This window comes from Serratia ureilytica, from assembly GCF_017309605.1.
GTDB lineage: Bacteria > Pseudomonadota > Gammaproteobacteria > Enterobacterales > Enterobacteriaceae > Serratia > Serratia ureilytica.
Genome location: NZ_CP071320.1, coordinates 901,319 through 915,639 on the forward strand (window position 1 = coordinate 901,319; position 14,321 = coordinate 915,639).

Annotated in this window: 14 protein-coding genes; 7 read left to right on the forward strand and 7 right to left on the reverse strand. The window is 61.9% G+C overall.

Annotated elements, in window-relative coordinates:
• Positions 1-6 precede the first annotated feature (6 nt).
• The 3 genes from agaW to agaF are packed head-to-tail and all read left to right on the forward strand — an operon-like array spanning position 7 to position 2,114.
• Positions 7-786: a PTS N-acetylgalactosamine transporter subunit IIC gene (agaW, locus tag J0X03_RS04155; protein ID WP_033644826.1), complete on the forward strand. Its 780-nt coding sequence runs from the start codon at positions 7-9 to the stop codon at positions 784-786.
• A complete protein-coding gene (locus tag J0X03_RS04160) occupies positions 776-1,669 on the forward strand; it encodes a PTS system mannose/fructose/sorbose family transporter subunit IID (protein WP_033644827.1) in 894 nt (297 codons plus the stop codon). Before agaW ends, J0X03_RS04160 begins: the two co-directional genes overlap by 11 nt.
• A gap of 10 nt (positions 1,670-1,679) precedes the next feature.
• On the forward strand, positions 1,680-2,114 hold the full coding sequence (gene agaF, locus J0X03_RS04165) for a PTS galactosamine/N-acetylgalactosamine transporter subunit IIA (protein WP_033644830.1): 435 nt from the start codon (positions 1,680-1,682) through the stop codon (positions 2,112-2,114).
• 36 nt (positions 2,115-2,150) lie between these two features.
• On the opposite strand, the gene J0X03_RS04170 is transcribed toward agaF, so the two are convergent.
• Complete coding sequence (locus J0X03_RS04170) at positions 2,151-3,878, reverse strand: ABC transporter ATP-binding protein/permease (RefSeq protein WP_160204539.1); 1,728 nt, start codon at positions 3,876-3,878, stop codon at positions 2,151-2,153.
• 205 nt (positions 3,879-4,083) lie between these two features.
• Here J0X03_RS04170 and J0X03_RS04175 point away from each other — a divergent pair, with 205 nt between their 5' ends.
• The gene (locus J0X03_RS04175) at positions 4,084-4,791 is read left to right on the forward strand and encodes a hypothetical protein (protein ID WP_033644832.1); all 708 of its coding nucleotides are present in this window, start codon (positions 4,084-4,086) and stop codon (positions 4,789-4,791) included.
• A gap of 28 nt (positions 4,792-4,819) precedes the next feature.
• Here J0X03_RS04175 and J0X03_RS04180 read toward each other — a convergent pair whose 3' ends face one another.
• A complete protein-coding gene (locus J0X03_RS04180; RefSeq protein ID WP_033644834.1) occupies positions 4,820-5,467 on the reverse strand; it encodes a DsbA family protein in 648 nt (215 codons plus the stop codon).
• 68 nt (positions 5,468-5,535) lie between these two features.
• Entirely contained in the window at positions 5,536-6,420 is an 885-nt protein-coding gene (locus J0X03_RS04185) for an MBL fold metallo-hydrolase (RefSeq protein WP_046687735.1), read from the reverse strand.
• A 108-nt stretch (positions 6,421-6,528) separates the two neighbouring features.
• Between J0X03_RS04185 and J0X03_RS04190 the strand changes: the two genes are divergently transcribed.
• A complete protein-coding gene (locus J0X03_RS04190; protein WP_033644836.1) occupies positions 6,529-7,437 on the forward strand; it encodes a LysR family transcriptional regulator in 909 nt (302 codons plus the stop codon).
• A gap of 27 nt (positions 7,438-7,464) precedes the next feature.
• On the opposite strand, the gene J0X03_RS04195 is transcribed toward J0X03_RS04190, so the two are convergent.
• Positions 7,465-8,388 carry a LysR family transcriptional regulator gene (locus tag J0X03_RS04195; protein WP_042785280.1) on the reverse strand — a complete coding sequence of 308 codons (924 nt, stop codon included), beginning with the start codon at positions 8,386-8,388 and terminating at the stop codon, positions 7,465-7,467.
• A gap of 133 nt (positions 8,389-8,521) precedes the next feature.
• Here J0X03_RS04195 and lysA point away from each other — a divergent pair, with 133 nt between their 5' ends.
• Positions 8,522-9,784, forward strand: a complete 1,263-nt coding sequence (lysA, locus tag J0X03_RS04200; protein ID WP_033644838.1) for a diaminopimelate decarboxylase — start codon at positions 8,522-8,524, stop codon at positions 9,782-9,784.
• Positions 9,785-9,811: 27 nt separating this feature from the next.
• On the opposite strand, the gene J0X03_RS04205 is transcribed toward lysA, so the two are convergent.
• The 3 genes from J0X03_RS04205 to galR all read right to left on the reverse strand — a co-directional run bounded on the left by J0X03_RS04205 (position 9,812) and on the right by galR (position 11,642).
• Positions 9,812-10,114, reverse strand: a complete 303-nt coding sequence (locus tag J0X03_RS04205; RefSeq protein WP_025304078.1) for a helix-turn-helix domain-containing protein — start codon at positions 10,112-10,114, stop codon at positions 9,812-9,814.
• A gap of 5 nt (positions 10,115-10,119) precedes the next feature.
• Entirely contained in the window at positions 10,120-10,464 is a 345-nt protein-coding gene (locus J0X03_RS04210; protein ID WP_160204538.1) for a type II toxin-antitoxin system RelE/ParE family toxin, read from the reverse strand.
• Positions 10,465-10,622: 158 nt separating this feature from the next.
• Entirely contained in the window at positions 10,623-11,642 is a 1,020-nt protein-coding gene (gene galR / locus J0X03_RS04215; protein WP_033652132.1) for an HTH-type transcriptional regulator GalR, read from the reverse strand.
• A gap of 220 nt (positions 11,643-11,862) precedes the next feature.
• On the opposite strand from galR, the gene J0X03_RS04220 reads away from it, so the two are divergent.
• The gene (locus tag J0X03_RS04220; RefSeq protein ID WP_160204537.1) at positions 11,863-14,121 is read left to right on the forward strand and encodes a molybdopterin guanine dinucleotide-containing S/N-oxide reductase; all 2,259 of its coding nucleotides are present in this window, start codon (positions 11,863-11,865) and stop codon (positions 14,119-14,121) included.
• The last annotated feature ends 200 nt before the right edge of the window (positions 14,122-14,321 follow it).

Here is a 14,321-nt window from a genome sequence, read left to right on the forward strand (position 1 = left end):
GAAAGCATGTTGACGGATGCGTTATTGATTGCGCTGTTGGCCGGGCTGGCGGGGGTTGACCTGTTCGACGGTCTGACCCACTTCCACCGGCCGGTAGTGATGGGGCCGCTGGTGGGGCTGATTTTGGGCGATGTCTATACCGGGTTGCTGGTGGGTGGCACGCTGGAGCTGGTGTGGATGGGGATGGTGCCGTTGGCGGGAGCCCAACCGCCTAACGTGGTGATCGGCGGGGTGATCGGCACCGCATTCGCCATTCTGACCAAAGCCGATCCTAAAGTGGCGATCGGCGTGGCGGTGCCGTTCTCGATCGCGGTGCAGGGCTGCATCACGCTGCTGTTTACGTTGTTCTCACCGATGATGCACCGCTGCGATCGCATGGTGAAAGCGCTGAACTGGCGCGGCATTGAACGGGTGAACTATCTCGGCATCGGCATTCTGTTCATCTTCTATTTCGTGGTGGCATTCCTGCCGATTTACTTCGGCGCCGATGCAGCCAGCGCCATGGTGCAGAAAGCGCCGGGCTGGCTGCTGGACGGGCTGGCGGTGGCGGGGGGCATGATGCCGGCGATCGGTTTCTCGCTGCTGATGAAGGTGATGATGAAAAAAACCTACGTGGCCTATTTTATCCTCGGTTTCATCTCGGTCACGTTTCTCAAGCTGCCGATCCTGGCGGTGGCGCTGGGCGCCCTGGCGATCGCTTTGATTGATTTCTTCAACACGCAACGCGGCGCGGCAGAGGCGACGGCCCGGCCCGCTCCGCAGGAGGACGCCGAAGATGGCATTTAACGATTCCGACGATCTGCTGGCGCAAAAGGCCGAGCAGCGTATGGCGCAGGCGCTGGCCACCAGCCAGGTGGAGCAGGACGACTATCTGGACAGCCGGCCCGCCGAAGCGCTGACGCGCGGCGACATCAATCGCATGGCCTGGCGTTCGCTGCTGCTGCAGGCGTCGTTCAACTACGAGCGCATGCAGGCGGGCGGCTGGCTGTATCAGCTGATCCCCGCGCTGCGCAAGATCCACCGTAACCCGCAGGATCTGGCCAACTCGATGAAGATGCACATGGAATTTATCAACGTGCACCCGTTCGACGTCACCTTCCTGTCCGGCCTGGTGCTGGCGATGGAGCAGAACAAGGAAAAGATCTCCACCATTCGCGCGGTGAAAGTGGCGCTGATGGGGCCGCTCGGCGGTATCGGCGACGCGCTGTTTTGGCTGACGCTGTTGCCAATCTGCGCCGGCATAGGCGCTTCGCTGGCATTGGAGGGCAGCCTGTTCGGGCCGATCGTCTTCCTGCTGCTGTTCAACCTGTTCCACTTCGGCCTGCGTTTTGGGCTGGCGCACTACGGCTATCAGGCCGGCACCAGCGCGCTGGCGCTGCTGAAGACCCATACGCGGCGCATTTCTCACGCCGCTTCCATTGTCGGCATGACGGTGATCGGCGCGCTGGTGGCCTCGTACGTGCACCTGTCCACGCCGCTGGTGATGCATGCCGGCAAGGCCAGCGTGGCGCTGCAGACCGACGTGCTGGACAAGTTGATGCCCAACTTGCTGCCGCTGTGCTTCACGCTGCTCATTTTCTTCCTGATGAAGCGCGGATTCTCGCCGGTGAAGCTGATTGGCGTCACGGTAGCGATCGGCGTGGCGGGCAAATTTATCGGCATTTTATGAGGAGCGGGATATGCCAGGCATTGTGATTACCGGCCACGGCGGCTTTGCCTCCGGGCTGCTGCAGGCGGTGGAACAGGTGGTGGGGCCGCAGCGACATTGCGCGGCGGTCGATTTCCCCGAACAGATGAGCACCGCGCAGCTCAGGGATGCCTTACGCTCGGCGCTGGTCGCGGTGGCGCAGCCGGACGGCGTGGTGTTCCTGACCGACATGCTCGGCGGTTCGCCTTTTCGCAGCGCCTGTGAACTGGCGGATGCGCGGGGTGATTGCGAAGTGCTGACCGGCGTCAACATGCAGCTGGCGGCGGAAATGATGCTGGAACGTGACGGACTGAGCCTGGATGAATTTCGCGAGGTGGCGCTGGCGTGCGGTAAACGCGGCCTGACCAGCCTGTGGCATGAACGCCGCCGCGTGAAGTGCGAAGACGCGCAGGCCGACGGCATCTGAACGAAAACCGGGCGCGGGCGCGCCCGGCTCCGTGAGTTAGGCCGGCAACGGGCTCAGCGCCAGACGCGCCGGTTGGTCTTCGCCGCGGCTGAAGCGCCAGCAGGTCTGGTGGTATTTCGCCACGCTGTTGCGGTGCGCCACGCTGACCAGCGTCACGTCCGGCAGTTCATCCACCAGCAGGCAGTACATCAGTTGCTCGGTTTCGTCGTCCAGCGCGCTGGTGGCCTCGTCGAGGAACAGGATGCTCGGGCGAATCAACAGGGCGCGGGCGAAGGCTAGCCGCTGTTGCTCGCCCGGCGACAGGCGATGGCTCCAGTTGGCGGAGGTGTCCAGCCAGCGCTGCAGGTGCTTCAGGCGGCAGTTTTCCAGCACCCGCATCAGCTGCGCGTCGCTGTATTCCGACGCCAGGCTCGGGTAGCTCAGCGCTTCGCGCAGCGTGCCGATCGGAATGTAGCTGCGCTGCGGCAGGAACAGCATGTTGGCGTTGCCCTCTACCCCGATGGCGCCCGCGCCGTAAGGCCAGATACCGGCGATGGCGCGCAGCAGCGTCGACTTGCCGCAGCCGGAAGGCCCGACGATCAGCAGGCGATCGCCGCGTTGCAGCGTCATCTCGGCGCCGGCCAGCAGCGGTTGGCCGTCGGGCAAGTGCAGGCTGAGGTTGTCCAGCGTTAACGGATGGGCGGTCTCCTCCCGCAGTTGAATGCCGCGCGGCTGATGGTGAACCTGATCGACGGCGGCGTTGAAGCCGGCCAGACGGTTAACGCAGGCTTTCCAGGTCGCCAAATCGTTAAATGCGTCGATAAACCACGACAGCGCGCCCTGCACCTGGCCGAAGGCCGAGGCGATCTGCATCAGGCCGCCCATCTGGATGGCGCCGGAGAAGTAGCGCGGCGCCGCCACCAGCAGGGGAAACACGATGGCGAACTGGCCGTAGAAGTTGGTGGCGATGTTGAGCCGCCGGGTGATGCGCATGATCGCCCACCAGTTGCTGCGAATGGTGTCGAAACGGTCGCCCAACTGCTGCGCCTCGCGCGGTTCGCCGTGGTACAGCGCAATGGCGTCGTTGTTTTCGCGGATGCGGATCAGGCCGAAACGGAAGTTCGCCTCATACCGTTCCTGGTTGAAGCCCAGCATGACCAGCGGTTTGCCGACCCACCAGATCAGCAGCGATCCCAACACCGCATACAGCAGCGCGAACCACACCATATAGCCGGGCAAGGTGATGGCGTGTTGCCCGAGCGCGAAGGTCATCGGCCCGCTGACGTGCCATAAAATGTCGATAAAGGAAAACAGCGTCACCAGGCTGGAGAGCAGCCCGAGCGACAGCGACAGGGTATATTGGGTCAGCACGTTGAGATCTTCAGCGATACGCTGATCGGGGTTATCGACGATCTGCTGCTGCTCGGTGTGGTAATACGCCTGGTGCGCCAGCCATTTTCCCATGAACCTTTCCGTCATCCAGCGCCGCCAGCGCATCTGCAGCCCCTGAGTCAGGTAGATCTTATAGACCGCCAGCACGATGAAGATCAGCGCCAGATAGGTAAAGCGCCACAGCTGCGCCTTGAATACCGGGTAGTTTTTGTTCTGCAGCGCGTCGTAGAACACCTGGTTCCACTGGTTGATCTGCACGCTGATATAGACCAGGCCGAGCGACAGGACGACGATGGCGATCAGCATCATCCAGGCGCGCCATCGTTCCTCCGACACCCAAAAGGGTTTGATCAACTGCCAAATGGCGTGTTTCTGCAAGGGGGTTGCGTTCATAACGGCTCGATAATTGCGGTATTTTGTTCAGCATGGGCTGCGGGCCGGTAACAAACAAACCGCGACTGTAAGCAGTTTTGACTCCGCTAACCGTTTGAAATAAGGCGGCTGAATCGCCGTCGGCGCGCAGGTGAGCGCAATTGCGGCATACACTCCGGCGCCGGGCGGTTATACTGGCGCCGAATTTTTGCAGAAAGGATAAACGATGAAGGCTTGGTTTCCCCTGTTGCTGACCTGCGGCGTCTTCGCCAGCGCCCGGGCCTGGGCGCACATTGACGAGCCGGACATCGCCGCCGACTGCCAAAAGGTGGCGAGCTACGCCGAACTGGGAAAAAAGGCCTATCAGCGCCAGGATTACGCCAAAGCCGCCGACATCTTTCGCGATCAGGCGGCCTGGAGCGAGTTTTGCGGTCTGAGCGAGCAGGCTGTCGCCACGGCTTACAACAACGTGGCGCTGTCGCTGATGCACGCCGGTGAATTGCTCAAGGCGCAGGCCTATCTGGCGCTGGCGCCGCACGATGACAAATCGCAGCACAACATGAGTCTGTTGCGCCAACGCCTGGCGCAGCGGCCGCAGCCGCAGGGGCCGGGCGGCGTGTACTGGCAATACGCCGGGCGCGGGGTGTGGAGCGAAGTGGTGGTGAAGCCGCAGGGCGAGCGCTGGCTGATCGATTTTTCCGGCTACGCCATGCCGCAGATGGGGCTGTATTACGGCCCGAACATGGGCGACTTCACCGCCGAGCTGCCCATTGAGCACGGCAAGGCCGTCTACCATCAACATGACTCGGAAAGCGCGCAGGTCTGCGACGTGACGATGGCGTTTGGCGAGCAAGCGCTGGAGATGCATACGCGGGGGGATTGCGGGTTCGGCCACAATGTGCGGGCGGAAGGGCGGTTCGTGCGGGTCGAATGACCCGCCCCGGTGGCCGGGGCGAGAAGGGTTACGCCAGCGCGGCGGCGCCCAACAGATTCTTCCAGGCTTCCACATTGCCCAGATAATTGCCGGCCGGCAGCAGGTGCAGCTGGCCCTCGCTATCCTGCAGCGCAAAGGTCGGGAAGCCCTGGCCCTGCACTTTGGCCAGCAGCGCCCGGCTTTCCGCGATGTGTTGCGCGGTCGGCGCACCGCTGTTGAAGCGCATTTCGGCGATAAACGCCGCCGAAGGCAACCCCAGCTCTTTCGCCAACGCTTCCAGCACCGGCGTGTCGGCGATGCGTCGCCCTTCCTGATAGTGCGCCTGCTGAATGCGGTGCAGCATGTCCAGCCCGCGTCCCGCCAGTTTTTCCGCCGCCAGGATAGCCGTGATCGGTGGCTCGGAATCCATCACCGCCGTGGTGTCGCGCAGCAGGCCGTTGAAATAGGCTTCGCCGAAAGGCTGGCCCGTCATCTCGGCGATGCGCTTGTCGTGCGGAATAACGTAGTTGCGCCATTCGTCGGTAATCTGACGGCGGTTGTTGCCGGTCATCATGCCGCCGGCGTGCGGCACGACCTTCAGCCCGGGGAGGCTCTGAGCCGCTTTCACCAGCGGCGCGGCGCCGTAGCACCAACCGCACAGCGGATCGAAAATGTAATGCAGAGTGGTTTCGGTCATTTTTACTCCTCGCTTGGCGCGCGGCAAGCCGCCGCGGCGCCAGGGCTGGTTCAATCACGCACGGGCGCTTATTGCGGCCACTTCATCTCGCCTTTCAGCACTTTCGCGCTCAGTTCCAGGCTCGATTCGTCTTTCAGCGTCGGGTAGTGCTTTTTCATCGCTTCAATCAGCGCGGCGGAATCCTTGGCTTTCGGCAGTTCGGCTTCCAGCGTGGTCAGGTATTTTTGGGTAAAGTGCACTGATGCCAGCGTCTGTGCGGCACCCGGCAGGAAGTGGCCCGGCACGACGACCTGTGGCTTCAGCGCTTCGATGTTTTTCAGCGTCTGCTGCCAGTGCTGGCGCGATTCTACGCTCTGGTTATCGGCGATCCACGGATGGATATTGTCACCGGCGACCGCCACGCCGCCCACGACCGCTTTCAGCGCCGGGATCCACACGAAGGTGCGATCGGGAGTCGGGCCGTTCAGGCCTTTCACTTCCACTTTTTGACCGTCGATGGTGAAGCTGTCGCCCTGCAGCGGCTGCGGCACGATCACGGTTTTCGGCGCGTTGTCTTTCAGGATTGGGCCCCAGTAGGCGATTTTGCCGTCTTTGGTGGCGTTAATGTCCTTGATGGTGCCAGGCGAAGCGATGATTTTCGCCTCCGGGAAAGCGGCCTTAATCACGTCCAGACCGAAATAGAAATCCGGATCTGAGTGGCTGATGTAGACGGTGGTCAGTTTCTTGCCGGTCGCCTTGATCTTTTTCACCAGCTCTTCGGCATCGTTGCGCTGGAACTGTGCGTCGATCAGCGCCACTTCGTGTTTGCCGCTGATGATTTCGGAAGACACCGGGAACACGCTTTTCTCGCCCGGGTTATACACTTCCATGGTCAGGGTATCGGCAGCGGTGGCGTAGGTGCTCAGGGTGGCGACGCCGGTGAAGGCCAGAGTTAACAGTGATTTCTTAAACATGGGCAGAGGTCCTTAGGTATCGGTTAATGTTGTAATGATGTTAGGTTGCATAAAGCGATAGAAAAACCGGATAATAAGCAATTATTCGTTGCATAAATCGGACTAATCATGGATCGCATTACCGCCGCTGAGGTTTTTGTCACCATCGTCGATCGCGGCAGCATGATCGCCGCTGCGGAAACGCTGGAGATGTCGCGCGCGATGGTCACTCGCTACCTGGCCCAGATGGAGCAATGGGCCGGGGCGCGTTTACTGCACCGCACTACCCGTAAGCTTAGTCTGACCGACGCCGGTGAGCGTACTTTGGAGCGCTGCCGACAAATGTTGGCGCTGGCGGGGGAAATCGATCTGGTGGAGGAAGGGCAGAGCGACGAACTGCGCGGCCTGCTGCGCATCACCTGTTCGCAATCGCTCGGGCAAACGGCGCTGGTGGGGGCCGTCGCCCAGTATCTGAAGCGTCATCCGCAGGTGGCGGTCGATCTGCAGATGAACAACCGGGCGGTGAACCTGGTGGAAGAGCGCATCGATCTGGCGCTGCGCATCACCAATGAGCTGGATCCCAACCTGATCGCCCGGCCGCTGTCCACCTGCGCGTCGGTGGTGTGCGCCGCGCCGGCGTATCTGGCGGCGCACGGCACGCCGCGCCAGCCGCAGGATCTGGCGTTACACAACTGCCTGACTTATTCCTATTTCGGCAAAAGCCTGTGGCATTTCGACGCTCAGGGGGTGAAATCGGCGGTGGCGGTCAGCGGCAACCTGAGCGCCAACGAATCGGTGGTGCTGATGGCCGGTACGGTGCAGGGGGCGGGCATTTCCCTGCAGCCCTACTATTCGGCGGCGCCGCTGTTGGCCAGCGGCGAACTGGTGGAGCTGCTGCCGGGTTACCGGCCGCAATCGATGGGTATCTACGGCATCTACACCTCACGCCGACAAATGCCCGCCACCTTGCGCACCATGCTGGACTTTCTGGTGGAATGGTTCGCCAGCGATCCGCAGTGGCAGGCGACGCTGCGCTAAGGCCGCGGCAACATTCCCACGCCGTTTTCACCGTTTGACGGCGGCGGCCAGGCGGGCGGAGAACAGTGCCGCCTGTTGATGCAGATGGTCGATAAAGGCCGTCACCAGCGCCGATGAAGGGCGGTGCAGCGGCCGTATCAGGCTGACGGTGAACGGCACGTCGATGCTGAATGGCCGCACGTGCACGCCGCTGCCGGCATAGTCGAGCGCCGTCAGCGGGTTGACGATCGAGACCCCCACGCCGGCTCTCACCATGGCGCACACCGACGCCGCGCTGTGCGTTTCCATCACCATGCGGCGCTCGACGCCCTGCTCGGCGAACAGCGCATCGAGCAAGTGGCGATAGCTGTCGGTGTTCGACAGGCTGATAAAGTTCTGCCCGGTGAAGTCCTGTGGCGTCAGAAGGTCTTTTGCCAGCAGGGGGTGACCCGTCGGCAGCACGCAGACTTCATTCAACGTCATCAGCGTCACCCGCTCGGTGCCCGCCGGCGTCAGGGTGGTTTCCGTCAGCCCCAGATCGTGGCGCTGGGCCGACAGCCACTCTTCCAGCAGCGGCGATTCTTGCGGGATCACGCTGAAGCTGACTTCCGGGTAACGTTCGATAAAGGGCCGGCACACCGCCGGCAGCAGCGATTGGGAAAATACCGGCAGGCACACGATCGACAGCTGCGCCTGCTGAAACTGGCGAATGCCGGCGGCGGCGTTGACGATGCGATCGAGGCCATAATAGGAGCGTTGCACCTCTTCGAACAGCCGTAGGCCCTGCACCGTGGGGGACAAGCGCCCGCGAACCCGATCGAACAGCTGCAGCCGAATCAGCTTCTCAAAGCGCGCCAGCTCACGGCTGACGGTGGGTTGCGAGGTTTGCAGCAGGGCCGCCGCCTCGGTCAGGTTGCCGGTGGTCATCACCGCCCGAAAGATTTCTATCTGCCGCAAAGAGATGCTGTGCATGACGAGGCTGCTCGATTGTAGAGAAAGCTATATCATAAATGAATAGACTACGGCTAAATAGATATTTTCCACCCGATTCAGCGTGCGGCACTATGGGCTTATCTGCCGTCACTTTCGAATTGGGAATATCGCCATGCCACGCCCGTTGCACGACACCTCCACCGCGTTGAACGCCGCTAACCTGCTGGCCTTGCCGCAGCGCTTCGGTTGCCCGGTCTGGGCTTATGATGCCGACATCATCAGCCAGCGCATCGCTCAGCTGCGCCACTTCGACACTATCCGTTTCGCGCAGAAAGCCTGTTCGAACATTCATATTTTGCGCCTGATGCGCGAGCAGGGCGTGAAGGTGGATTCGGTGTCGCTCGGCGAAATCGAGCGGGCGCTGCAGGCCGGTTTTCAGCCGGGCGGCGAGCCGAGCGATATCGTGTTTACCGCGGACGTATTGGATCACGCGACGCTGGCGCGCGTCAGCGCATTGAAGATCCCGGTCAACGCCGGTTCCATCGATATGCTGGATCAGCTCGGCCAGGCTTCCGCGGGGCATCCGGTGTGGCTGCGCATTAATCCGGGGTTTGGCCATGGCCACAGCCAGAAAACCAACACCGGCGGCGAGAATAGCAAGCACGGCATCTGGTATGCCGACCTGCCGCAGGCGGTGGAGAAGATCCGCCGCTACGGCCTGAAGCTGATCGGCGTGCATATGCATATCGGCTCCGGCGTCGATTACCAGCATCTGGAGCGCGTCTGCGATGCGATGGTGCAGCAGGTGATCGATCTCGGTCATGACATCAGCGCCATTTCCGCCGGCGGCGGCCTGTCTATCCCGTATCAGTACGGCGAAGAGGCGATCGATACCGAACACTATTTCGGTTTGTGGAACCGGGCGCGTGAGCGCATCGCCGCGCATCTGGGGCACCCGGTGCAGTTGGAGATTGAACCCGGACGTTTCCTGATGGCGGAGGCGGGCGTATTGGTGGCCGAGGTGCGGGCGGTAAAAGACATGGGGAGCCGCCACTTTGTGCTGGTGGATGCCGGTTTTAACGATCTGATGCGCCCGGCGATGTACGGCAGCTATCACCATATTTCGCTGTTGCCGGCCGATGGGCGCGACACCTCGGAACAACCGCTGCGCGACACGGTGATCGCCGGGCCGCTGTGCGAATCCGGCGACGTCTTCACCCAGCAGGCGGGCGGCGGCGTGGAAACCCGCGAGCTGCCACCGGTGCAGATCGGCGATTATCTGGTGTTTCACGATACCGGCGCCTACGGCGCATCGATGTCCTCCAACTACAACAGCCGTCCGCTGTTGCCTGAAGTGCTGTTCGAAAACGGCGAGCCGCGTTTGATCCGCCGCCGCCAAACCATCGAAGAACTGATCGCGCTGGAACTTATCTGATAAGCGGGCGGGCGCCTTGCGCCCGCTTCACAGCGTCATGCGGCGGTGCTGGCCATTGGGCAATTGCACATCCAGCGACAGCGTGCCGCCCATCGCCTCGATATAGCGTTTGAGCGACGACAGCTTTATTTCGCTGCCGCGCTTTTCCAAATTGGCGACGGAGGGTTGGCTGATACCGAGCCGCTTCGCCAATTCAACCTGAGAGACCGCCAGCTCTTCCCTCAGCATTGCCAGCCGCAGTTCGAAAATTTCCTTGTCCGCTTTTTGCCTGGCTGCGGCAACGACGGCGGGATCGAGCTTGTCGATCAGTTGGGATAACGGTTTGGCCATCTGCACTACCTCCGGGTTGCCAGATAATGTGAAAATTCCATGGCAGCGATGGGCAACATGCGCTGGTAAAAGCGTTTGTCGCCGGTTTTATCGCCACCGCACAGCAATACTGCTTGCCGCTGTGGGTCAAAGGCGAAAAACACCCTGAAAGGGCGCCCGCGATGTTGAATGCGCAACTCCTTCAACTGCCGGGCCGCTTCGGAAAAATGCAGCGTATCGGCGTGCGGCCGCGCCAACTGCGGGCCGAACGTCTGTAATTTGAAGATCGCCGCCAGGATGCTTGTTTGCTGGGCGTTGTTCAGCGCCAAAAACCAGTCGTCGAATCGTTCGACGGTCACCACTTGCCACATGATGCGCTTCGAATATAGCGTTTATGCTATATAGCGTAAAGGTTATTGTGCCAACAATCTGCACGAACGCAGGGAGCGGAAAAAATCCAAAAGCGAGAAATGCGGCGGGCTGCGCAATCTGAGCGCATGGGTGACGGCTCACCCATGCGGCGGCATGATTACGGCTGTTCGTGCGCGTTGTTGAGGGTGGCGACCGAGTGGCGGCGCACCAGCGTTGGGCTGAACATGTTGGTGATTTCCGGCAGCGGTTGCCGGTTGGCCAGCGCCAGCGCCAGCTCCGCCGCCTGGGTGGCCATCGCCACGATAGGGTAGCGAATGGTGGTCAGGCGTGGGCGCAGGTAGCGCGAAATCAACACGTCGTCGAAACCGATCAGCGAAATTTCTCCCGGTACGTCGACGCTGTTATCGCTCAGCACCGACAGCGCGCCGGCGGCCATCGGATCGTTGTAGCAGGTAATGGCGGAGAACGAACGGCCGCGGCCGAGCAATTCGGTCATCGCCTGTTCGCCGCCGATCTCGTCCGGTTCGCCGTAGGCGATCAGCTTTTCATCCACCGCAATGCCGTGTTCCTGCAGCGCGTCGAGATAGCCTTGCAGACGATCGGTGGCGTCGGAAATCTGGTGGGTGGAGCAGATGATGGCGATGCGCTGGTGCCCTTGCTGGATCAGATGTCGGGTCGCCAGCCAGGCGCCGTAGCGATCGTCAAGCGCCACGCAGCGCGTTTCAAACCCCGGCAGCGTGCGATTGATGAGCACCATGCCCGGGATCTGTTGCATCCAGCCGCAAAGTTCCTGATCGCTCAGCCTTTTGGCGTGCACCACCAGCGCTTCGCAGCGGTGCCGCACCAGCTGTTCAATCGCCTGACGCTCTTTTTCGGCGTCGTGGTAACCGTTGCCAATCAGCAGAAAATTGTGGGTGGCGTAGGCCACCTGCTCGACCGCCTTGACCATCGCGCCGAAGAAGGGATCGGAAACGTCGGAGACGATCAGCCCCAGCGTCTCGGTGGATTGCTGCGCCAGCGCTCGTGCGTTGGCGTTAGGGTGATACTGCAGCTGTTCCATGGCGGCCTGCACCGCGGTGCGCGACCCTTCGCTGGCCTTGGGGGAATTGTTTATCACGCGGGATACCGTGGCCACGGAAACACCCGCCAGCCTGGCAACATCCTTTATCGTAGCCATATCAGTCAACACATCCTGGGTAATCGCTTACATCCCCCAGTTTTGCGGAAAAAAACCGGGGCTGCAAGCGGTCTCGTGCGCAACTTGTGGCGGCGGTTGCAGAATCTCTTCGAGTCTGTACGCATAACCGACTGCTACCGAACGATAGCGCAATTTGTACGTTGGCACTGGCGACGGGCTGAGGTAACGTCTGTGCATTCCGATTTGCGCCGAGAACGCCATGTCCATTAAACGCTATCCGCAGCTCGCCCATTGGGGCGCTTATACCGCCGTGGTTGAAGACGGCCGGCTTATCCGTTGTGAACCCTTCGTCGACGATCCTGACCCTTCGCCGCTGCTCGATTCCATCGTCCCGATGGTCTACTCCGACAAACGCATCCGCAAGCCGGCGGTGCGCCGCTCGTGGCTGCAAAAGCGCGAGGGCAGCGACCGTACGCTGCGCGGCAGGGAAGATTTCGTCGAGGTGGATTGGGAGTTAGCGCTCGATTTGGTGGCGCAGGAGAATCGCCGGGTGCGCGAGCGTTACGGCGCCTCCGGGCTGTTTACCGGTTCTTATGGCTGGTCGTCGGCCGGGCGGCTGCACCATGCCCGCTCGCTGGTGCGGCGGTTCTACTTCAGCGGCGGCGGCGGCGTCGATCAGCAGGGCAACTACAGCTGGGGCGCGGCGCAGTTCTTTCTGCCGTATGTGATCGGCACTTTCTCGCCCTTGACCGGGCGCGTCACCAGTTGGCCGAGCGTGGTGGAGCATTGCGAGCTGTTTGTGGCGTTTGGCGGATTGGCGCTGAAAAACGCTCAGGTCTCTTCCGGCGGCGCGGCGGAACATGCGCTCAAGCCCTGGCTGCAAAAGCTGGCGCGCAAGGGCACGCCGGTTATCAACATCAGCCCGATGCGCGATGATTGTCCCGAGTTTGTCAACGCGGAATGGATCCCGATCCGGCCGAATACCGACGTGGCGCTGATGCTGGCGCTGGCTTACGAAATCCAGCGGCTGGACGCGCAGGATGAAGCCTTCCTGCACAGCCACTGCGTGGGCTATCAACAACTGGCGGATTACCTGAACGGCACCGGTGACGGCGTGGCGAAAACCCCCGTTTGGGCCAGCGCCATTACCGGCATTCCGGCGGCGCGCATCGCGCTGCTGGCGCGGCAACTGATCGGCGTGCGCAGTTTCATCACCTGTTCCTACTCCGTGCAACGCGCGCATCGGGGGGAGCAACCGTATTGGATGATGATCGCGCTGTCGGCGATGCTGGGCCAGGTGGGGCTGCCGGGCGGCGGTTTCTCGTTCGGCCACGGTTCGATGAACGGCGTCGGCAATCCGCGCGTGGACACGCCTGCGCCGACCATGCCGGTAGGCGAAAATCCGGCCGGGCTGGCGATCCCGGTGGCGCGCATCTGCGACATGCTGTTGCACCCCGGTGAGGCCTATCAATTTTGCGGCGAGACGCGGCATTATCCGGATATCCATTTGGTGCACTGGGCCGGCGGCAACCCGTTCCATCATCATCAGCAGTTGAATCGGCTGGTGGAGGGCTGGCAGAAGCCGGACACGGTGATCGTCCAAGATATCTGGTGGACGGCGGCGGCCAAAATGGCAGACATCGTGCTGCCGGTCACCAGTTCGCTGGAGCGTAACGATATCGGCGGCTCGTCGCGCGATCGCTACGTGTTGGCGATGCATCAGGCCATTGCGCCGCAGCATCAGGCGCGCAACGATTTCGATATCTTCGCCGATCTGGCGGAGCGTCTCGGCTATCGTGAGCGCTTTACCGAGAATCGCGACGAGCGGGCCTGGATCGAAGCTATCTACCGGCAATGCGGCGCAGCGCAGCAGCGCGCCGGCGTCGCCTGGCCCGAGTTTGAGGCCTTCTGGCAACGGGGCTATGTCGAGCTGCCCGCGCCGGCTAAAGAGTTCGTATTTTTTGATGCATTCCGCGCCGATCCGCAGGCTAACCCGCTGCAAACGCCCAGCGGCAAGATAGAGCTGTTCAGCGAGCGGATCGCCGGCTATCGCTACGAAGATTTCGCTCCGCATCCGCAGTGGCGGCCGCCGGTGGAGTGGCTGGGCGCGCCGCAGGCCAAAAACTGGCCGCTGCACCTGATCTCCATTCAGCCGAGCGATCGCCTGCATAGCCAGATGGATCCGGCGCCGCTGGCGCAGGGCAACAAGACCGCCGGGCGAGAAACCTTGTACATGCATCCGGACGATGCGGCGCCGCGCGGCGTGGCGGACGGCGCCGAAGTGCTGGTCAGCAACGCGCGCGGCAGCTGTCTGGCGGGGGTATCGCTCACCGATGGCGTGACGCGCGGCGTGGTGCTGATGGCGACCGGTGCCTGGTTCGAGCCGGGTTTCGATGCGCAGCGCCGGCCGGTCGAGCAGGCGGGCAACCCGAACGTGCTGACGCTGGATATCGGCACCTCGCCGCTGACGCAGGGGCCGAACGCCATGAGCTGCCTGGTCGAGGTCAGCGCACGATGAGCGAAGATGTCACGTCTGGGTCACTGGCTCGTCGTTGTTATATTTATTTTCGTCGCTGCGGTAAGGTTTAAGTTTCATTGAGTTATTACAGCAGATCGTGGGAAATTTACAGCTGGTTGCATTTGGAGCAGAACTCTTGCGATTCGCCGGTAGTTTCCTGCACGCCATCTCTCTAGAGTAGGTGATCCCAGAGGTATTGA